Genomic DNA, 21,211 nt, shown 5'->3' with positions numbered 1-21,211 from the left:
CATGATTTTATCGGCATGTAATTCTGATAATCCATTTGAGCAGGAGCCGCTGATTGAGGAAGTGGAGAAAGACCGGTTTTCAATTGATGCCGTTTTAGAAGCATGTGATTCTCAAAGTAGTTCAGACTTTTCTTGGCTACAAGCATCTATTGAATCTGCGGTTGAAACAAAAGATCCTGATTTTTCCTACAGTGCTAAGTTAATAGAATTCAAAGCTCAATATTTTGTGATTATAGTGGAAACCTGGGTTGATGGGAAAGGCAATACTTCCATAATTTCTTGCAATTACAGTTGTGCAGGGGTACTGGGCATTCCTGATCATACGCTAACCCTAGATGAATACATGGGGGAAATTAGTGTGGTGGAAGAGATATATTCTAAAACAGGAACAACAAAAAACCCGGGGTATTATTAACTCCGGGCTCTTTATTATTGATTAAATCCTCTCAGCTTGATCTGGGTAAGTTTGCGTTTGGTGTCAAGCGGGAAATCGCCCCGCATCATCCAGTCGTAGTATCCGGGCTCTTCCTTTAGTACCTGAGTGACAGGTGTTCCTTTCTGCTTTCCGAAGTTAAAGACTTCCACACCTTCATTGTTGAATACAAACCTTCCGGCCAGATCTACCATTTTCTCATTGAGGAGCTCATGGAGTTTCTTCATGTCATTTTCGAAGATCCCCACTTTATTGCCCTGCAAATCTTCCATTTCCTCACCCAAATACCGTTCTACCTGCGCTTTGAACACGTCCAGCGTAGCTAGGGTGTCAGCTTCGGCACTATGTGCATTTTCCAGATTTTGTCCACAATAGAATTTGTACGCGGCGGTAAGGTTGCGCTTTTCCATCATGAAAAAGATCTTCTGCGCATCCAGTAAATTCCTCTTGTCCAGATCAAACTCAATTCCCGCCCTCAGAAATTCTTCTACCAACAAGGGGATGTCATATTTCAAGATGTTGAATCCTGCAAGATCCGATTGGCCGATAAACTGGAATATTTCCTTTGCCAGTTCTTTAAATGTCTTTTCATTTTTTACATCCTTATCGTAGATGCCATGGATCAGTGAAGACTCCAGAGGAATAGGAATAGTAGGATTGATTTTTTTGGTGTAGATCTCCTGTCCGCCATCAGGCATTACTTTTACAATGGAGATTTCTACGATTCGGTCGGTAGAGATATTGATTCCGGTTCCTTCCAGATCAAAAAATGCTATGGGGTTTCTTAAGTTTAACTTCATGGTTAGTTGAATTTAGCTTTAATCAGCTCCAGATCCATTTTGTCGTAGGATCCCGAGCTCATCAACAGTAGGTTGGAATTAGTGTAGTCTTGGGCCAGAAGATATTCTTTCAGGCTATTGCTATCGGTAAATAATTTTAGGTCAGGTCTCTGAAAGCCAGCCCGCAATGTTTCTTCATCCATCAGTTCTAGTTTTTTCAATGCTACTGCATGGGGATCAAGATACACAATTGCTACGTCTGCAGCTTCCATTGATTTGGCATAATTAGGCAAAAACTCCTTATTCAGGGAAGAATACGTATGAAGTTCCTGTACGGCAATCAGCTTTCTGTCCGGGAATTGGGTTTTTACGGCCGAGACTGTAGCTTTCAATTTGGACGGTGCATGGGCAAAGTCCCTGAAAAGACTTGAGTTTTCATTCTGTACCAAAAGTTCTTGCCGTTTTGCTGCACCTTTGAAGGTCTGAATACTTTCGTAGAACTGATCTTTAGACAATCCCAAGGCTAAGCAGATATCCATTGCGCCTTGAAGGTTTTGCAGGTTGTGTTCTCCAAAAATGTAAATAGGAATCAACCCATTTTCGGTTTCCAGATAAGTCTTACCTCCTTTGATTGTTGCAGGATGGGCTTTATAGGCGGTTTTCTTAGCATCAATCGAACTTTTCTCTGCCGCTTCTTTTACCAGAGGATCAGCTTCGCAATAAATTAATTGTCCTGACTCGGGAGTCAAATCCATCAGCTTGCTAAACTGCTGCCGGTAATCTTCGAAATCGGGGAATACATTGTAATGGTCCCACGCGATTCCGCTGACTAAGGCAATATCATGCTTATAATGGAAGAATTTCGGTGTTCCATCCAGTGGAGAAGTGAGGTATTCATCGCCTTCTATGATGATCACGGGGGCATCTGACAGTTTTACCATCAGGTCAAATCCCTCGATCTGAGCACCGACCAGGTAGTCGAAATCAATATTTTGTTCTTTCAGCACATGGAGAATCACCGAAGTGATAGATGTTTTGCCATGTGAGCCAGCCACGATCACCCGCTTTTTATGCTGACTTTGGTTGTATATAAACTCAGGAAAGGAATAAACGGGGACTCCCAGCTCCTGTGCTCTAAGTAGTTCCGGATTATCTATTCTGGCATGCATTCCCAGAATAATTCCTTCTAAGTCAGAAGTGATTTTCTCAGGAAACCAGCCGTATTCCGCAGGTAAAATTCCTGCTTTTTCTAATCTTGTCCGGGATGGCTCGTAGATTTCGTCGTCCGAACCAGTGACCCGATAGCCTTTTTCTACCAGTGCCAGCGCCAAATTATGCATCACGGCTCCACCGACGGCTATAAAGTGATAGTTATTCATGGGGGAAAATAAGGTGTGGTAATTTCAGATCAAACTTAAAAATAATTATCGGCTGCTGATGGGGCCGGCATTTCTTATTCACAACATTTTCTCTGAGCGGTATTGATTGCCTTTACAAGCTAATTCCGATTTGTGGTACAATTCACAGGATATTCAACTTTTTGAGTATCAATGGTTCTTTTCTCTACTCAGTTTTGCTTCGGGTTCAGGTAAAAAGTAACCGTGTTTTTTTCCAAATAATTTTCCTTTGAGGCTTGATTATTGAGCCTTCGAGTGTTGATAACTCTGGCAGAAGTTGTTTAAAACTCTTGCCTTTTTCCCAATACATTTGTTCTATGACCGAGAAAAACAGCAATCCGCGTATCACCCGTAACAAGCCAAACCATCAGAATTCTACTATGCTGGGTAAAATGCCTCCGCAAGCCATTGATCTTGAGGAAGCTGTGCTTGGTGCTTTGATGCTGGAAAAGGAGGCGCTTACGAATGTGATTGATATTCTTAAGGTCGAGAGTTTCTATAAGGATTCGCATCAGGTGATTTTTCAGGCTATTCTTGATTTGTTTACCGAAAGTCAGCCGATTGATTTGCTTACCGTGACTTCCCAGCTCCGCAAAAGCGGTAATCTGGAGATTGCAGGTGGTGCCTTTTATGTAACCGAGCTTACTTCCAAAGTAGCTTCTGCGGCTAATATCGAATATCACGCAAGGATTATCACCGAGCAATCCATCAAGCGTGAGATGATCAGAATTGCTTCAGATATTCAAAAAGATGCATACGAGGAGACAACGGATGTTTTTGAGTTGTTGGACAAGATGGAGCAGAATCTTTTTGAGATATCCGAAAAAAATATCCGAAAGAATTATTCCGACATGAAGTCCATTATGCGGGATGCTATTATTGAATTGGAAGCCAGAAAAGGCCAGAAAGATGGACTGACAGGAGTTCCTTCCGGACTGACAGCATTGGACCGGGTGACCTCAGGCTGGCAGAAATCAGATTTGGTAATTATTGCTGCACGTCCCGCGATGGGAAAGACGGCATTTGTTCTTTCGGTATTGAGAAATGCCGCTGTGGATCACAATCGCCCCGTTGCTATTTTCTCATTGGAGATGTCTTCCATTCAGTTGGTGAATCGTTTGATTTCTTCCGAAGCTGAGCTTGATTCTGAGAAAATCAAAAAAGGAACACTCGCCGAGCACGAATGGGCACAATTGGTACATAAGACCGCCAAGCTATCGAAAGCCCCACTTTTCGTAGATGATACGCCTGCACTTTCTATTCTTGAACTGCGGGCAAAATGTAGAAAGCTTAAGGCGCAGCACGATATTCAGATGATCGTAATCGATTACTTACAGCTGATGTCGGGAGACTCCAAAAGCGGAGGAGGAGGAAACCGTGAACAGGAAATTGCGAGTATTTCCCGAGCCTTGAAGAAAATCGCAAAAGAACTGGAGGTACCCGTAATCGCACTTTCGCAGCTGTCCAGAGCGGTGGAAACAAGGGGAGGAGATAAGCGGCCACAACTTTCGGATTTGAGGGAATCGGGAGCTATCGAGCAAGATGCCGATATGGTAATGTTCCTTTACCGTCCCGAATATTATGGTATCACGGAAGATGAGGATAATAACTCTACTCAAGGAGTTGGAGAGGTGATCATCGCAAAACACAGGAATGGTTCTTTGGATACGGTAAGGCTTCGGTTTATCGGTAGATATACTAAGTTTCAGGATTTGGATGGCTTCGGTAACATGCAAGATCCCCAAGGAGGGAATGCTGTTTACAGACCTACTTTCGCAGCCCAGTCGAGCGGAGTTTCAGAGTTTGATTCGGGAAATACCATCAAACTCCAAAGTAAGGCTAACAGTGACGACGGAGATAACTTATTGAATAGAAATAATTCTGAAGATGCTTTTTAATTTTTGGATATGAAGGCAATCACACTGGATAGTAAGGAGGACTCCAAATTGCTTTTGACTGAGGTTCAGGAAAGAGGCTTGAATGAGGGAGAAGTTCGGGTCTCCATCAAAGCAGCAGCTTTGAATCATCGGGATGAATGGTGTAGACAAGGATTATATCCGAATATCAAGGATGGCGTGGTGCTCGGTTCGGATGGTGCCGGGATAGTCACTGAGCTGGGGGATGGAGTGGATCAGGAGTGGTTGCAAAAAGAAGTGATCATCAATCCTGCGATGAATTGGGGAGAAAACCAAAAAGTACAAAGTGCCTCTTTTGAAATTCTCGGAATGCCCAGAAATGGAACCTTAGCTGAATCGGTGATTGTGCCTGCAGACCGACTCCATACAAAGCCTTCCCATCTAACTTGGGAAGAAGCTGGAGCATTGCCTCTTGCAGGTTTGACAGCTTTTAGAGCCCTTACTTCTAAAGGGAATATTCAGCTGGGAGAAAATTTGCTGGTCACAGGATTTGGAGGCGGAGTGGCCCAGTTTGCAGTGCAGTTTGGGCTGGCCTTAGGTGCCCAGGTTTCTACAAGCAGCAGCAGTCAGGAAAAATTGGAAAAGGCTAAAGCATTGGGAGTGACACGGGTATTCAATTATCAGGATAGCAACTGGATATCGCAGGCCCTAGCTGATGTAAAAGGTTTTGATTTGATAATTGACGGAGCTGTAGGAGATACGCTGGATCAGTTGATACAAGTCACAAAACCGGGAGGGAAGATAGTCTTCTACGGAGCAACTCTAGGCAACCCCGGCAAGCTGGAGGCAAGAAAAATTTTCTGGAATCAGTTACAGATAATGGGCACCACGATGGGGTCAGACCAGAATTTTAAAAACATGATTTCCCTAGTCTGTGAAAAGGAAATCCATCCGATCATAGACCGGGTTTTTAAGTTTGAGGAGGCCGAAAAAGCATTTGATAGAATGCGTGACGGCAAGCAGATGGGCAAAATCGTGTTGGTACCTTAGATTTCCACGTAAGTTTCGCTGAATTCCTTCTTAGCTATTCGATAGATTTCATTTTTTTCAGGTGGAACGACCAGCATGTCACCGGGTTTTACGACCATCGTGTCCTTCCAAGGCGCCTGAAATTCCAGCGTTTTTGGATTTCCCAGAGCTTCTAAGTGCGATTCACTCACTACCAGTCCTGATGCCTCGCCTTTGGATTGATAGCATCCCCAGCCTTTTTCCAGCGATTGAACCAGCGAATATTTCTTCTTAAAAGTTTCCGCTTTTACGAGGTAATGCTCATTGCTACTGGTTTGATTTTCGACCAACCAATCTCCCGATTCTGCCGTGCTTTTCGTCTCATCACTACCCGATGTCTTAGTTACCACTACTAATCCGGCTTGAGCTTTTTTGGCACGAACCATACTTTTCTTTTTATAGCGCTTGCCGCTTTTTTCTAGAATTGGCAGAAAATAGGCTAGCATTTCTTTTTGGGTGATCATTGAAGCAAGGAGTTTAGTAAGCGGAGATTGGAAAGTTTAAGATAAGCGGTTCCCGCAGATTTACGTAGGAAAAGAAGCTAATATCGGCAGATTTTTTTACCCTCTTTCTTAGAAGTATGTGAATACCTGATTGGTAATTGTTTTCTGAGAAAAGGAATAAAAATCAAGTCAATTAATAAGAAGGTGTTTTAATCCAAATCATGCTCAAAGAGAAAATTTTGATATGCATTCTGTAGTTCTTGTTGGGCTTTGATATTCTTTTGCTCCCGGGCCAGTACTATTCCCTTTTCAAAAATCGCTTTAGCTTGTTCTATTTCACCCATTTCCGCATAGAGATGAGCTGCAGGAAAATACGCTGCAAGGTAGCTCGGATGGTCTGCTAGTACCTTTGCAAAAAGGGTAAAGGCCTCTTCTTCATCCGTTTCTCTATATTCTAAAGCCAAGGCATACCAGTTGAAGGGATTTTCCGGTTCTTCTTCGGTAAATTGCCTAAGTAATTGTATCCTGTTCAGATTGGTCATCAATAGTTTTTTTAATTAAGTGCTTACTGTTATTTTCACGAGAAATAAATCTAAACTAATCTAATTCTAAACCAATGAAGATTCTTGTTTGTATCACCCACGTCCCCGATACTACCTCCAAGATTCAGTTTACGGCCGACAATACCAAGTTTGATTCTACCGGAGTTCAATATATTATTGGCCCATACGATGATTATGCCTTGGCTCGTGCTGTTGAACTCAGAGATCAGGCGAGTGGAAAGTTAACTGTTTTGAATGTAGGTGAAGCGGATTCCGATCCCACCTTGAGAAAAGCGCTGGCAATAGGAGCTGATGAAGCGATCCGTATAAATTCCGCTCCGAAGGATTCTTATTTTGTAGCAAAGCAAATTGCACATTATGCAAAAGAAGGAGGGTATGACTTGATTTTGATGGGTAGAGAATCTATCGATTTCAACGGTGGAATGGTTCATGGCATGGTAGGAGAGTTGCTGGGAATTCCTTCATTTTCGCCGGTGATGAAACTGGATGTGGATGGATCTACTGTGAAAATGTCCAGAGAAATCGAAGGCGGTAAGGAAACGCTGGAAGCTAGTCTTCCGCTGATTGCCGGTTGCCAGGAACCTATCGCAGAATGGAAAATCCCGAATATGCGCGGAATCATGTCTGCTAGAACCAAACCGCTGAATGTAGTAGAACCTGTCTCTCAGGAGACTCAGGCAGAAGCAAGCAAGTTCGAGCTTCCTCCGGCCAAAGGTGCTGTGAAATTAATTGATAAAGATAATGTGGCAGAACTTGTAAAGCTGTTGAAAAACGAGGCAAAAGTTCTTTAATATAACCCAATTAACTTATTAAAAATTAAGATATTATGTCGATATTAGTTTATATAGAACAAGCTGAAGGGAATGTGAAAAAGACAAGCCTTGAGGCAGTCTCTTTTGCAAATGCTTTAGCTGCACAGACCGGTGAGGGAGATGTGGTGGCGGTAGCTCTTGGGACAGTAAGTCAAGGAGAATTAGCCGCAATAGGAAAAGCCGGCGCAGCGAAGGTACTTCACGGTGCAGACAGCAAATTGGATGCTGGTGTGATCCAAGCACATGCTTCAGCCGTAGCTCAGGCTTTTAATCTTATTGGAGCTAAAACTTTGGTGTTGGCAAAATCATCCTTGGGTGATGCAGTAGCAGCTAGATTGGCTATCAAACTGAATGCTGGTCTGGTGTCCAATGTGGTGGAATTGCCAAAAACCGATGCAGGATATGTGGTGAAGAGAAGTATTTATACCGGAAAAGCTTTCGCTGAAACAACTGTCACTACAGACAATAAAATTCTGGCAATCAAAAAAAATGCAATTGATTTGAAGCAGGATGGCCCTGAAGCACAAGTGGAGAGTTTCGATGTAGCAATAAGTGATTCGGATTTTGCTTCTAAGATCACTGCTACAGAGCGTGCTACAGGAGACGTTCTACTTCCGGAAGCGGATATCGTCGTATCAGGTGGCAGAGGATTGAAAGGTCCCGAAAATTGGGGCATGGTCGAGGAAATGGCGAAAACGTTGGGAGCAGCTACTGCTTGTTCTAAACCTGTTTCTGATCTTGGATGGAGGCCACATCATGAGCACGTAGGGCAGACAGGCATAAAAGTAGCTCCAACTTTGTACATAGCGATAGGAATTTCAGGAGCTATTCAACATCTTGCAGGAGTCAATTCCTCAAAGTGCATTGTAGTAATCAATAAAGATCCGGATGCGCCTTTTTTCAAAGCTGCGGATTACGGAATCGTTGGAGATGCTTTTGAGGTTGTACCAAAACTAAACGAAGCATTTAAAGCTGAATTATAAATTTTTGTGGAAAAACTCATAGAACTTGAGATTTTGGGGCTTTCGTCTAACCATTCCCAGTCAGGGTCATTTACCCTGGTGCTAGGGGAGGTAGGAGGAGCTAGAAGACTGCCGATTGTGATCGGTATGTTTGAAGCTCAGGCGATAGCTTTGGAAATCGAAAAGATTATTCCTAACCGTCCCATGACACATGATTTGTTTAAGTCATTTGCTTCCGGGTTCAATTTTGATATCGATAGAATCGTAATCACAGATATGAAGGAAGGAGTGTATTATGCTAAAATTCAGTGTAAAGGCGACCATATCGAAACTGATGTAGATGCACGGCCTTCTGATGCGATAGCAATTGCGATACGGTTTGGAAGTCCCGTATTCTGTACGGAGAAAGCCATGTCCGAGGGGGCGGTGGAGCATTACGAAGTAGAGAAAAAGGATGAAAAAACGGAACCTAGGCCATCCACACAAAAATTCACAGCTAAAAAAGAGCCTTCTTTGAAGGATTTCAGTTTGGACAAGCTCAATCAAATGCTTGACAAGGCAATACTCAATGAGGATTATGAGCGAGCTGCCCGCATCCGGGATGAAATCAACAAAAGAAACTGATACACTATGAAAGCCCGGGGTAACTCGGGCTTTTTTTGATTCTTTATTTTAACCACAAAGTCCACCAAGGAACACAAAGGTTAGAGTTTGCCTTTACTTGACCATTGGGTTTGAAAATTGGAAATTGATCATTTTTTTAAACCACATAGCCACATAGAAAAGCATAGAACTGATCTGACTAGATGTGAGATTAATTTCTCAGTCAGCATAAGCTCGTTCACGAAAAGATGGTTCTTGAAGAGCCGATCGTATGACCCGCCTACTGGAGGGCAGGTGGGAACAGCGGCCATGACGATGATCAGGTCTGAAAGACAGTGGGTCTTTGGTCTTACACTTTAATGTACTTTGTTTCTTTTGTGGTGAGTAATGATAACCGGAAAGTCCATAAAGCGGACCGGTCTACCTAATAGAGCAAGTCTATACTTCTCAAAAAACTATGAGTCCTATGCTTCTATGTGGTTTGAATAGCTTTGCCACATAGCATAGCAAACATAGAGGTACCCGTATTTCGACAAGTCCATGTCAGGAGGCTTGAATTAGGTGGTGTTTATTTTTGAACCACAAAGTCCACCAAGGAGCACAAAGGTTAGCGTTTGCTTTCCCTTGAATATTGAATTTGAAAATTGGAAATTGATCATTTTTTTGAACCACATAGAAGTATAGCAAACATAGGGGTGCCCGTATTTCAACAAGTCCAAGCCTGCCTACCGGTCCAGGCAGGTCAGGAGGCTTGAATTGGGTGGTGTTTTTAGTGAACCACAAAATCCACCAAGGAGCACAAAGGTTAGAGCAGCCGTTTCTTTGGCCATTGAATTTGAAAATTGAAAATTGATCATTTTTTTACCACATAGTCACATAGGGGGCATAGAACTGATCTGACTAGATGTGAGATTAATTTCTCAGCCTGCATAAGCTCACTCACGTAAAGATGGTTATTGATTAATTCACATGAGTTGATTCCTATTATAGTCTCTGGACTCATTACTAGACTAGTAGGGTAATGATTCTGATAGTAAGACCATTGAGTGTTTTTGTAGGTCTTGCACCTTTCAAGGACAAGACTTTTATTGCTTGGGAGGGGAATTGTGTCTGGAAAAATCCCTTGTAGTCATGGTAATGAAATGGACACAGGAAAATACTGGTTTTCAGTTATTGAAGGAGATTCCACGATGTTGTATGTTCGTTCGTCAAACTGTCATTCTATTCTATAGGAAGGGTTAATCTGAATAAATAGCATTATGAAAAACTATTCAACAGTATTTTTGTATTTAATTCTTGCCTGCCTATTCCTGGCATGTGCGGAGAATACTGATGCGGAAGATCCGGTTCTGCAAGAGGATTTTGCAAGTCGAATGGAGGGCGAAGCTTACCTGGGCAGTGCAAAATCCACACTTTTTCTTCACGGATACGAAAAATTACCTTCTGTAGATGGAGAAGGGAGTTTTAGTTTAGCTGAGGTAGCAGGTGATAGTGTTACATTGGCGTTGGTAGTCGAACTGACTACAGGTGATGGGTTCACGCTCGGAATTCCTGGGATACAGATTGGTAGCGCATGGAAGGCAAGTTTGGCAGGCGGTGAGTTTGCAATTCGGGATAACGGGGAGATGTCAGGAAGTGTAATTACCACCACGCAGGAAATATCATGGGATGGGCACTTATTTGCAGATAAAATCTTTCTTGATGTCAGATCCAAGTATCTAATTCAGGAAGATAATATCACAGAGGGGTCGATTTTTCTCACTCACCTTGAACTCTATCGCTCTTCAACTCAAGGAGGCTCTTCCGGAAACGATTGTAAGAATATCGTGTGGCAGAATAGAGCAGTTTTCAACATTCACTCCGGAGGGGTGGATATGATGAGTGTGCCTGTGTGTACTGATTAGTAAATAAAAGGCCCAAAGAAGAAAAATGTAAAGTGTAACAGACCGAAAAGCTTCATTGTATATTCTTCATCCTGTCCAGCATAGTGACTACATTGCCTGAACGGCAATTCCAAAGCCACCATGAATGTGACCCTTTTCTATGGGCAAAATACTCCTTGGAAAGTTCTTTAATTGTACAACCAATATTAGTTTTTAAAAGAAAATAAAGCTTTGACAACAGTTTAATATCATCAGGATTATGATCTTTTGGAGATAAAGTGGGAACGTGGGTACTAAAATCCCTATTTTTGATTTGGACTAAACCCTAAAATATAAACCCTATGTTTGGACTGCCCCGAACTTTTTTTACAGAAGAGCATGACCTTTTCAGAGCTAGTGTAAGAGATTTTATTGCGAAAGAAATATCCCCATATAACTCACAGTGGGAGAAAAATAAGATGGTATCCAGGGAAAGTTGGCTCAAACTTGGGGAAAACGGATTTTTGGGAATTCAGGCACCTGAACGTTTGGGAGGAATGAATATTCAGGATTTTCGGTACAACGCTATTTTTATAGAGGAACTTGGACTCAGTGGCTGCTCTGCCCCGGCGATAGGATATCCACTTCACAATGATATAGTGATGCCTTATATCTTGCATTACGGTACAGAGAAAGCCTTGGAAAAGTACATTCCAAAGATGATTGCGGGGGAGTACATTGGAGCTGTGGCGATGACAGAGCCTGGGGCAGGAAGTGATTTACAGGGTATTAGGACGAGTGCTGCCGATCAGGGAGATTATTACCTAGTAAATGGAAGCAAGACTTTCATTACTAATGGGTATTTGTCTGATGTAGTGGTAGTTGCAGTGAAGACGGATCCCAAGAGAGGAGCAAAAGGCATCAGTCTACTTCTTTTGGACAAGACGATGGAAGGCTATACTAAAGGCCGTCCTTTTGATAAAGTAGGCCTGCATGCGCAAGATACCTGCGAACTCTTTTTTGAAGATGTGAAAGTTCCCAAGGAGAATCTGCTTGGCAAAGAAGGAGAAGGCTTCAACTATTTGATGACGGAGTTGGCGCAAGAACGGCTGGTGGTAGCGCTGGCTGCGGTAGCTTTAGGCGAATACATGCTTCAGGAGACTATTAAGTATGTAAAAGAGCGAAAGGCTTTTAATCAGGCTATCGCAGATTTTCAGAACACCCGGTTCAAATTGGCCGAGATGTGTGCGGCTCTGGAGCAAGGAAGAATTTATTGTGATTATTTGGTTCAGCTGCATAATGATGGCAAATTAGATTCTGCTATGGCTTCGGCCGCTAAGTACAACATGACCGAACTGCAATGCAAAGTGGCTGATGAATGTGTGCAATTACATGGGGGATATGGGTACATGTGGGATTATGGCGTTGCACGGGCTTATGCAGATGCCAGAGTACAGCGGATTTATGCGGGCACCAATGAAATAATGAAAGAGTTGATTGCAAGAAAAATCTTGAAATAGAAGAAAAAGCTTTTGACCTAAACCAATATTTTGATTAATTAAGCAAAAATAGATTTTCCCAATAATAACCTATATCATGAAGGATTTCCCCTGGTTTAAATATTATCCTGATTCAGTGCCCAAGGAAGTAGATTGTACCGCCTATGCTAGTGTGGCAGAGCTTTTTGACGAAAGTGTAAAAAAATACGGTGATGCTGTGGCTTATGAATGCATGGGGAAAACGATGTCATTTAATAAGTTGGATAAGTTAAGTGAGGATTTTGCGTCCTATCTGACACAGGTTTTACGGTTGAAAAAAGGTACCCGGGTGGCGATTCAGATGCCAAATACACTTCAGTATCCGGTGGCGATGTTTGGTGCACTTAGGGCGGGAATGATCGTGGTGAATACCAACCCCCTGTACACTCCTTCAGAAATGAAGCATCAATTCAAGGACTCAGGGGCTGAGTTGATCATTATTGTAGCCAATTTTGCCAAAAATCTGGAAAAAATCCGGCATGAAATACCTGCCAAACATATAATAATAACAGAACTCGGGGATTTGCTCGGAGGAGTAAAAGGTGCCGTGGTAAATCTCGTGGTGAAGTATGTTAAGAAAATGGTTCCTGCCTATTCTATTCCCAATACAGTTTCTTTTAAATCAGCCTTGTCTCAAGGCGCTAACCATAAATTCAAGCCGGTAGCACTCACTTTGCAGGATACGGCATTTCTTCAATATACGGGTGGCACCACGGGCTTATCGAAGGGGGCAGAATTGACTCATGGAAATATTGTGGCAAACATGCAGCAAATCTCAGCATGGATGAAACCAAAATTGAAAGAAAGTGAGGAAGTTGTCATTACTGCTTTACCTCTGTACCACATATTTGCCTTGACGGTAAATTGTCTGGCCATGCTCAAAATCGGGGCGCACAATCTCCTGATCACCAACCCACGGGATATGCCTGCTTTTTGTAAGGAATTATCCAAAAAGAAATTCACTGTTTTCACAGGAGTAAATACACTTTTTAATGGATTGCTTAATCAGGAATCATTTAAGTCATTGGATTTTAGTTCTTTAAAAATAGCTGTGGGTGGAGGTATGGCGGTGCAGAAAGCCACTGCCGAGAAGTGGATGGCTGTGACCGGAACTCCATTGGCCGAAGGCTATGGGCTTACTGAAACCTCTCCTGTAGCTTCCTGCAATCCTATTGATGGTACGGAAAGAAATGGTACCATAGGTATTCCGCTTCCCAATACTGAGTTTATGGTCATAGATGATGAGGGCAATACACTTCCGGTAGGTGAGCGGGGCGAATTATGTGTGAAGGGACCTCAGGTGATGAAAGGCTACTGGCATAAACCTAAGGAGACAGCGGAGGTAATGATGGGAGAATGGTTTAAGACAGGTGATATTGGCGTTATGGACGAGGACGGTTTCACCAAAATTGTAGATAGAAAGAAAGAGATGATCCTTGTTTCGGGCTTTAATGTCTATCCCAATGAGGTGGAGGATGTGATTGCCTCTTATCCGGGAGTTTTGGAAGTAGGCGTGATAGGTATTCCGGACGACAAGTCTACTGAGCGGGTTGTGGCCTATTTGGTGGTTAAAGACAAGGCTATCACCAAGGATCAAATCATCGCACATTGTCATGAGTCTCTCACCAATTATAAATGCCCCAAAGAGGTTTATTTTACCGATGAATTACCGAAATCAAATGTGGGCAAGATCCTGAGAAGAAAGATTAAGGAAGGGCATTTGGAGAAAATGAAAGGCTGACAGATGCCGTCAAAGCTGTGAAATTGAGAAAAAATACCCTGTACAGGGTATTTTTTTGTTTCCGGGGACAGGTATATTGCAAATAACTAGATAGTTACCTCCAGTTGGGGCTAGATATATTCCAACCGGGTGTGCTGGAAGGCAATAAATCCAATCCGTCTGCACGATGAAGAAGTCAGCTACATCCGGTCCTTTGGGACGCAAAGAATTTTTGAAAGCCATGGGACTCGGGGGAGTATCGCTGATCCTACCAGGGATGGTGCCGAAGCCTGAATTGGTATCCGGGATTATATCCCAACCCATCAAGATCTATGACAACTACCTACGTGGAGTCCAGTATTACGAGTTGGGAAAATACCTAGACGAACTTAACGTAGGTGATGGAGTAAGTTTCACAAGATTTCCGGCCCATGAGTATGACCGCTTTGCAGTGGGAGTGACCTGGCAGGGGCATTTTCTGGGTTATTTGCCGGCTTACGAAAATATTGTTTTGGCCAATCTGCTGGATGCCGGAGTCCGACTGAGCGGGATGGTTACGGCTAAGCATTCACTTCAGGAAGTGGGAATAGGCATATGGGCAGAACTGATCACCTCGGGATCCTGCAACGGTGCGAAACTCAGTGACACTGCTGCGGATAAAGTGGAAGATTGGTATAGGAGGTAGGGGAAAGAAAAAGCCCTACAGAAGTATGCAGGGCAAAGAATATCTTCGGCTTATAGCCTTGTTGTGAATTGTCTTTCAAGCGTAAATATATAAATATAATTTAATATGGAAAAAATTTTTGGAATTGATTTAGGTACGAATTCGATTGGTACTGTCTTAAGAGAAGGTAGTGAGTTTCCATGGTATGGGGTGTATACCTTTAAAAAAGGGGTTGGAGAAGGTAAGGCAGGTGAGTATTCATTTGCTGCTGAGAGAACTTCAAATCGGTCTTCAAGAAGATTGTATAATGCAAGAAGGTATAGAAAATGGGCTACTTTGGAGTTCTTAATCAAAAATCATTACTGTCCTCTTAGTATAGATAAATTGAATAAATGGAAACATTATTCTAAAGATGTTGGAAGAAAATATCCTGTTGAAGATGAATCATTTCAATCTTGGATTAAGCTGGATTTTGATCAGGATGGAGAGCCAGATTATTCTAGTCCCTATCAATTGAGGAGGGAATTAATCAATTTAAAGCTGGATTTATCTCATAATGTTAATCGATATAAGGTTGGGAGAGCTTTGTTCCATATTGCTCAAAGAAGAGGGTTTAAGAGTAGTCGAAAAAGTGGTGCCAGCGAAAAAGTTGCGATTTTTAATGGAAGTACAGAAACTAAAACTATTGGGAGAAATGAATATGAACAACTCATAATAGATCATAATTCTTTGGGAGCAGCTTTTGCTTTTCTTGAGGATTCAGGAATTAGGATTAGAAACAGGTACACATTGCGTTCAGACTATGAAAAAGAAGTGGGTTTGATATGTCAGGTTCAGGGTTTGGATGTAGAGGGATTCAAAGAATCAATTAAAAAAGCTATATTTTTTCAAAGGCCTCTAAGGTCTCAAAAGGGACTGGTTGGCAAATGTACTTTGGAGCCACAAAAGTCGAGATGTCCAATCAGTCACCCTGCATTTGAAGAGTTTAGAGCATGGAGTTTTTTAAATAATATTAAATACTATGATGCTGAATCTGGAAAAATGGAAAGCTTGCCTTTGGAGTTAAAACTCACACTTTTTGAGGATAAGTTTTTCCCAAAAGGGAAAAATGATTTCAAGTTTTCCCAAATCAACAAACATCTACAAAAAGTAACGAATAAAAAGTGGAAGCTTAATTATAAGGATGAAGCTACTGTACCTGCATGTCCTGTTTCAGCTAGACTAAGGTCTATATTTGGAGAAAATTGGATGAACATTTCAGTTTCAAAAAATATAATAAAATACGGTAAACCAAAGGTTATAACTTATTCAATCGAAGATGTTTGGCATATTCTATTTACTTATGAAGATGAAGAGATTCTTGAAGAGTTTTTTGTTGCAAATTTCGATCTAAATGAAAGTCAAGTCGATGAACTCAAAAAGCTTTGGAACTCCTTTCCAGTCGGTTATGCTTCATTAAGTTTGAAGGCCATCAACAGCATTCTTCCTTTTTTGAGAGATGGACTGATTTATACAGAGGCTGTTTTACTTGCTAAAATCCCCGATGTTATAGGTACAAAGATGTTTGATCAGCACCAAGTTTTTATTAAGGAAAGGATCAAATCGGCAATAGAAGAAAACAGGAAAGAAAAGAAAGTTATAGCTATTACCAATAAACTTATTTCTGATTATCATTTATCTGATTATAAGCAGGGATACCGAAACCCTGCATATACCATTGACCAAGATGATATTAAAGATATTGAAAAAGCCATTTTGGGACATTTTGGAACAGAAGCTTGGAAAAAAGAACTAGAAAAAGATTATTACCTTGACAAGGTTAAAGAATATTATCAGAGCTTTTTCAATTCCAAAGACAGGAAACATTTTGGATTACCGCATTTGCTTGACCAAATAAAAGATGTGCTTTTAGATGAATTTCATGTTGAAAGTAAACAAGTTACCAAACTTTATCATCCTTCTCAAATAGATATTTATCCACCAGCAAAACGCTCTAAGGATGAAAATATCTATTTACCCAATCCAAAAACAGGAGCCTTTAAGAATCCGATGGCCTATAAGACACTTTTTGAATTAAGGCGTGTAATGAACCATTTGATAGAAAAGGGTGAAATAGATGAAGACACAAGAATTGTAGTAGAGATTGCAAGAGAGCTTAATGATGCCAATAAACGATGGGCTATTGAAACATACCAAAGAAACAGAGAAAATGAAAACCGAGAAATCGCCTTTGCTATTTCACAATTATTGAAAGATCCTGATTTCAAAGGAAATGTAGATCCAAATAACCATACAGACAAGGATAAATTGAGGTTGTGGACAGAGCAGTCAGCTGACCCTAATGAATTTTGGAAGGAAGTATTTACCACCAAGGATGATGTGAAAAAATATCGGTTATGGAAGGAACAAGACTGTAAATGCATATATACTGGAAAATTGATTCCATTCACAACGCTTTTTGATGAAAATGTAATTGATTTTGAGCATACCATACCAAGAAGCAAGTCCTTTGATAATTCTCTTGCCAATTTGACCGTGTGTTATGCCCATTATAACAGAAATGTGAAGAAGAACTTTCTACCTGTGGAATTACCTAATTATGAAAGTGACACAACTGAAGGGTATGCTATCAGACCACAGTTGATAATCTGGGAGAAAAGAGTTGATTCTATATATAAGTTGATTGAGGCTGCAAAATCAAGGTCTAAAGGTGCTATGGATAAGACTCAAAAGGATGATGCCATTCGCAAAAGACACATGCTTCAAATGGAGTATGATTATTGGAAAAATAAGTTGGACAGGTTCACAAGAACGGATATATCTACTGGGTTTAAAAATAGTCAGTTAATAGATAGCCAGATCATTTCAAAATATGCATTTCATTACCTAAAGACTGTATTTAATAGGGTAGATGTGCAAAAGGGTACTGTTACTTCCCTATTCAGAAAGATCTATGGAATACAACCAAAGGATGAAATTAAAGATAGAGGAAAGCACCACCATCATGCAGTTGATGCTGCTGTATTGACACTGATTCCAAAAGCAGCAGAGCGGGAAGCAATATTGAAAAAATACTTTGAGGATTTAGAAAGTAATCAAAAGAAGGATTATCCAATTGTTCCATTTGATGGATTTAATCATAAAATGTTGGAAGAATTAAAGGACATGATTCTTATTAATAACATTCCTAATAAAGATCAGGCTTTTGCCCCAGGAAAGAAATTAGTAAGGAAAAGAGGTAGGGTAGTATGGTTAAGGGATAAAGAAGGAAATTTAATTCTTGATAAAAAGAATAATAAGATTCCTAAGGTTATGCAAGGAGATTCGGTTAGGGGACAATTGCACCTAGATACTTTCTATGGCAAAATCAAGGCTGTAAAAAGAGATAAAAATGGAGCACCACAAAGAGATGATCAAGGTAAATTTTTATACAATAAAATAAATGGGAAAGATGAAATGTGGATTGTGGGAAGAAAGTCAATTACTGATTTGAAAATAGGAAATGATTTAATCATCGATCCTTATTTGGAGAAACACCTTCAAAACCAATTGTCAAATGGAGTTTCTCTTAGCGAATTGAAGGATTTCAACGGGAAGATAATTCGAAGAATCAGAGTTAGGGTCAAAGCTGGAAGAGGTTTCTTAGATGCAGATAAAGTAACAGAACTCAAAGAACAGACATATAAATCTAAGTATGAATACAAAAACAATTACTATACAAATTCAGGTGATAATTATGCTTTTGGATATTACGAAGGGAGAGAATTAAGGAAAATAATTCCAATTAATTTATTGGAGGCATCAAAAGTAGGGAAACTGAATGGCAGCTATAAATTAGAAGATTTATTTGAAAAAACTTTAGTCTTAGGGTCAGGTAAAAAGCAAGAGGAGGTAAATCTTTATCATGTTTTTCAAGTGGGGCAGAGGGTCTTAATCTATTTTACAGATAAACTAGAATTGAAAAATTTAGGTAAACCTGAGATTTCCCAAAGACTTTATTTTCTAAAAAAACTTGCAGATGCCAATCAAAGTAAGATTCAATTTCAACATCATTTGGAAGCTAGGGATGATCAGCAGTTATTAATTGATTTTCCAAAAGATTCATTTGGTACAAAAGGAAAAGATGGTTTTTCGTCTATTAGCCCAGATTTTATTGCACCAAAATTATTATTGACACCATCCAATTATAATTTCATAATTGAAGGTAAAGATTTTGATTTAAGCCTTGATGGAGAAGTGAAATACAAGTTTTGAAATGAAAGACTTATAGATACATATATGGAACAATCCCAATCCTACCATATCTACAACCATGCCAACGGAGCCGAGAATATATTCCGAGCGGAAGAGAATTATCGATTCTTTCTACAACAGTATGCCAAGTATTTAGGAGAAGTTGTGGATACCTATGCGTACTGTTTGATGCCTAATCATTTTCATTTGCTAGTCAGTGTAAAGTCGGAGGAAATGCTCAGGTCAACTTTTCCAAAGTTTCAAACTTTGGAAAAGTTAGTCTCCAAGCAATTCTCAAATTTCTTCAGTTCCTACACTCAATCATTCAACAAAGTTTACGAAAGAAAAGGTAGCCTGTTTATAAAAAATTTAAAAGAACCCCCATTCTCACTGAGCGCCAATGGCAGGAGACATTTCTATATATACACCTCAACCCGGTCAAGCATGGTTTTGTCAAAGACCACACAAACTGGAAATGGTCCAGCTGGCATGCTTACCAGAGTCCAAAGAAGCTTTCAAATTTAGACAGAAGCTACTATTTGAACTTCTTTGACGGTTGGGAACATGTGCAAAGTATGATGGAAATGAAAAAAGAATGGTTGATGAATAAAGATATGGAATGACTTACAAGAAAACTTTTCTAGAGTTTTAAAACTTTAGAAAAGTTCCCCTCTTCCAAAACGAAATGTTATGATCAAAAGAACCCTTTTCTTCGGCAACCCGGCTTATTTAAGCACAAAGAATGAACAGTTGCATATCAGTTTTCCTGAAGCGGATAAACCTGATCGGACAGTTCCCATAGAAGATCTGGGGATGATCGTATTGGAAAACCAACAGATCACCCTAACCAATGGGTTGCTTGCAAAGTTGACAGTTCGAAAAGTGGCAGTTGTCAGTTGCAATGCCCAGCATCTTCCCGAAGGCTTGCTGCTTCCCATGCAGGGTCATACAGAGCAGACCGAGCGGGTGAGGTATCAACTGGAAGCTTCCCAACCGCTTAAGAAAAATCTCTGGCAACAGACTGTCTCCGCCAAAATCAAAAACCAATATGCCCTGCTGCTGGAGAAGGGAAAGGAGTCCAAAAGAATGGAATACCTGTACAAAAATGTAAGCTCGGGGGATACAGGAAATCATGAAGCGCAGGCAGCTGCTATTTATTGGCAGAGTTTGTTTGATATACCTGATTTCAATAGGGGACATGTAGGTATTCCTCCCAATAACCTGCTCAATTACGGTTACGCCATCTTGAGGGCGGTTATTGCAAGGTGTTTGGTTTCTTCGGGGATGTTGCCTGGAGTGGGGATTTGGCATAGGAACAAGTACAATGCCTATTGTCTGGCGGATGATATAATGGAACCCTATCGGCCCTATGTGGATTTGGTGGTGTCCTATATTGTGGAAAACCAAGATGAATATGCAGAGCTCAATACTGATCTGAAAAAGGAGTTACTCAATATTCCCGCATTGGATGTGAAGATTGATGGTCAAAAGAGTCCCCTGATGGTAGCAGCATCCAGGACGACATCTTCTTTGTTTGAATGTTTTGCCGGGATCAGTAGAAAAATCATTTACCCGGAATATGGATGAAAAATATTTCTCACGTCTTAACCAATATAGGAGTTTGTGGGTCTTAGTTTTCTTTGACCTACCCACCGAAACCCGCAAGGATAGAAAAATTGCAACTTCTTTCCGGAAAAAACTGCTGGACGATGGGTTTGCCATGTTTCAGTTTTCGATTTACATGCGTTTTTGTGCCAGTCGGGAAAATGCCGATGTACATATCAAACGAACCAAGAAAAATTTACCACCAAAAGGGAAAGTAGGGATTATGTCTATCACCGACAAGCAGTTTGGGATGATGGAGCTATTTTATGGTACAAAGCCCCAAGAAACCGAACCTCCATCCCAGCAGTTGGAATTGTTTTAAAAAATATGATTAAAGCTTTTCCAAAGTTTCAAACTTTGGAAAAGCTAACAGGTTAGTAAAAACCTCCAGGTCTCTTTCCTTTGCCCCTAAAATCCTCTATTTTTTTATTTTCTAATTTTTCACATAAAAGACAGCATACCAGCCACTTAACGTGGGGTATGCTGTGATTTCACTAGTAAAGTACTGATTTGAAAGCAATTCACAACCAATGTCATTAGCACGGTCAATGTGCGACGGCTGTGATTTCACTAGTAAAGTACTGATTTGAAAGCAATTCACAACGCTTCAATCGGTTCGAAGGTATCGGAGGATGCTGTGATTTCACTAGTAAAGTACTGATTTGAAAGCAAT

The 21,211-nt window shown here is 40.8% G+C and carries 17 protein-coding genes and 1 CRISPR repeat array (1 of these 18 only partly in view); of the genes, 13 read left to right on the top strand and 4 right to left on the bottom strand.

Annotated elements, in window-relative coordinates:
* Nucleotide 1: 1 nt before the first annotated feature.
* Nucleotides 2-415, top strand: a complete 414-nt coding sequence (locus J2X69_RS15115) for a hypothetical protein (RefSeq protein ID WP_310104932.1) — start codon at nt 2-4, stop codon at nt 413-415.
* 14 nt (nt 416-429) lie between these two features.
* Here the strand turns inward: J2X69_RS15115 and J2X69_RS15110 are convergent, their stop codons facing one another.
* Both J2X69_RS15110 and murC read right to left on the bottom strand, forming a co-directional pair.
* Nucleotides 430-1,233, bottom strand: a complete 804-nt coding sequence (locus J2X69_RS15110; protein ID WP_310104930.1) for an exonuclease domain-containing protein — start codon at nt 1,231-1,233, stop codon at nt 430-432.
* Nucleotides 1,234-1,235: 2 nt separating this feature from the next.
* Nucleotides 1,236-2,591: a Mur ligase family protein gene (murC, locus tag J2X69_RS15105; RefSeq protein ID WP_310104928.1), complete on the bottom strand. Its 1,356-nt coding sequence runs from the start codon at nt 2,589-2,591 to the stop codon at nt 1,236-1,238.
* A 335-nt stretch (nt 2,592-2,926) separates the two neighbouring features.
* Between murC and dnaB the strand changes: the two genes are divergently transcribed.
* Both dnaB and J2X69_RS15095 read left to right on the top strand, forming a co-directional pair.
* Complete coding sequence (gene dnaB, locus J2X69_RS15100) at nt 2,927-4,507, top strand: replicative DNA helicase (RefSeq protein ID WP_310104925.1); 1,581 nt, start codon at nt 2,927-2,929, stop codon at nt 4,505-4,507.
* 9 nt (nt 4,508-4,516) lie between these two features.
* Nucleotides 4,517-5,515 (top strand): zinc-binding dehydrogenase, encoded by a 999-nt coding sequence (locus tag J2X69_RS15095; RefSeq protein ID WP_310104923.1) that lies wholly within the window; start codon nt 4,517-4,519, stop codon nt 5,513-5,515.
* Here the strand turns inward: J2X69_RS15095 and J2X69_RS15090 are convergent.
* Both J2X69_RS15090 and J2X69_RS15085 read right to left on the bottom strand, forming a co-directional pair.
* Entirely contained in the window at nt 5,512-5,997 is a 486-nt protein-coding gene (locus J2X69_RS15090) for a hypothetical protein (RefSeq protein ID WP_310104920.1), read from the bottom strand. The genes J2X69_RS15095 and J2X69_RS15090 overlap by 4 nt on opposite strands.
* Nucleotides 5,998-6,185: 188 nt before the next feature.
* Nucleotides 6,186-6,518, bottom strand: coding sequence for a tetratricopeptide repeat protein (locus J2X69_RS15085; RefSeq protein WP_310104918.1), 333 nt, complete (start codon nt 6,516-6,518; stop codon nt 6,186-6,188).
* A gap of 74 nt (nt 6,519-6,592) precedes the next feature.
* On the opposite strand from J2X69_RS15085, the gene J2X69_RS15080 reads away from it, so the two are divergent.
* From J2X69_RS15080 to cas2, 10 genes are all read left to right on the top strand, one after another.
* A complete protein-coding gene (locus J2X69_RS15080; RefSeq protein WP_310104914.1) occupies nt 6,593-7,330 on the top strand; it encodes an electron transfer flavoprotein subunit beta/FixA family protein in 738 nt (245 codons plus the stop codon).
* A gap of 35 nt (nt 7,331-7,365) precedes the next feature.
* Complete coding sequence (locus tag J2X69_RS15075; RefSeq protein ID WP_310104912.1) at nt 7,366-8,334, top strand: electron transfer flavoprotein subunit alpha/FixB family protein; 969 nt, start codon at nt 7,366-7,368, stop codon at nt 8,332-8,334.
* 6 nt (nt 8,335-8,340) lie between these two features.
* Nucleotides 8,341-8,937 carry a bifunctional nuclease family protein gene (locus tag J2X69_RS15070; protein ID WP_310104909.1) on the top strand — a complete coding sequence of 199 codons (597 nt, stop codon included), beginning with the start codon at nt 8,341-8,343 and terminating at the stop codon, nt 8,935-8,937.
* 1,238 nt (nt 8,938-10,175) lie between these two features.
* Nucleotides 10,176-10,820, top strand: coding sequence for a hypothetical protein (locus J2X69_RS15065; RefSeq protein ID WP_310104906.1), 645 nt, complete (start codon nt 10,176-10,178; stop codon nt 10,818-10,820).
* A gap of 320 nt (nt 10,821-11,140) precedes the next feature.
* Nucleotides 11,141-12,298 carry an acyl-CoA dehydrogenase family protein gene (locus tag J2X69_RS15060; protein WP_310104903.1) on the top strand — a complete coding sequence of 386 codons (1,158 nt, stop codon included), beginning with the start codon at nt 11,141-11,143 and terminating at the stop codon, nt 12,296-12,298.
* 76 nt (nt 12,299-12,374) lie between these two features.
* On the top strand, nt 12,375-14,057 hold the full coding sequence (locus J2X69_RS15055; RefSeq protein ID WP_310104901.1) for an AMP-binding protein: 1,683 nt from the start codon (nt 12,375-12,377) through the stop codon (nt 14,055-14,057).
* Between the two features lie 166 nt (nt 14,058-14,223).
* Nucleotides 14,224-14,721 (top strand): HIRAN domain-containing protein, encoded by a 498-nt coding sequence (locus J2X69_RS15050; RefSeq protein ID WP_310104898.1) that lies wholly within the window; start codon nt 14,224-14,226, stop codon nt 14,719-14,721.
* A gap of 105 nt (nt 14,722-14,826) precedes the next feature.
* On the top strand, nt 14,827-18,954 hold the full coding sequence (gene cas9, locus J2X69_RS15045) for a type II CRISPR RNA-guided endonuclease Cas9 (RefSeq protein WP_310104896.1): 4,128 nt from the start codon (nt 14,827-14,829) through the stop codon (nt 18,952-18,954).
* Between the two features lie 669 nt (nt 18,955-19,623).
* Entirely contained in the window at nt 19,624-20,520 is an 897-nt protein-coding gene (gene cas1, locus J2X69_RS15040) for a type II CRISPR-associated endonuclease Cas1 (protein WP_310104895.1), read from the top strand.
* A complete protein-coding gene (gene cas2, locus J2X69_RS15035; protein WP_310104894.1) occupies nt 20,513-20,860 on the top strand; it encodes a CRISPR-associated endonuclease Cas2 in 348 nt (115 codons plus the stop codon). The genes cas1 and cas2 overlap by 8 nt, the downstream gene beginning before the upstream one ends.
* 160 nt (nt 20,861-21,020) lie before the next feature.
* A CRISPR array of direct repeats spans nt 21,021-21,211; the repeat unit is 46 nt; unit sequence GCTGTGATTTCACTAGTAAAGTACTGATTTGAAAGCAATTCACAAC; it runs 1,749 nt beyond the window's last position.

The organism is Algoriphagus sp. 4150 (assembly GCF_031457395.1).
Taxonomy (GTDB): domain Bacteria; phylum Bacteroidota; class Bacteroidia; order Cytophagales; family Cyclobacteriaceae; genus Algoriphagus.
Note: the sequence above shows the minus strand (reverse complement) of the source record. Positions and strands in the feature narration are given on the sequence as shown.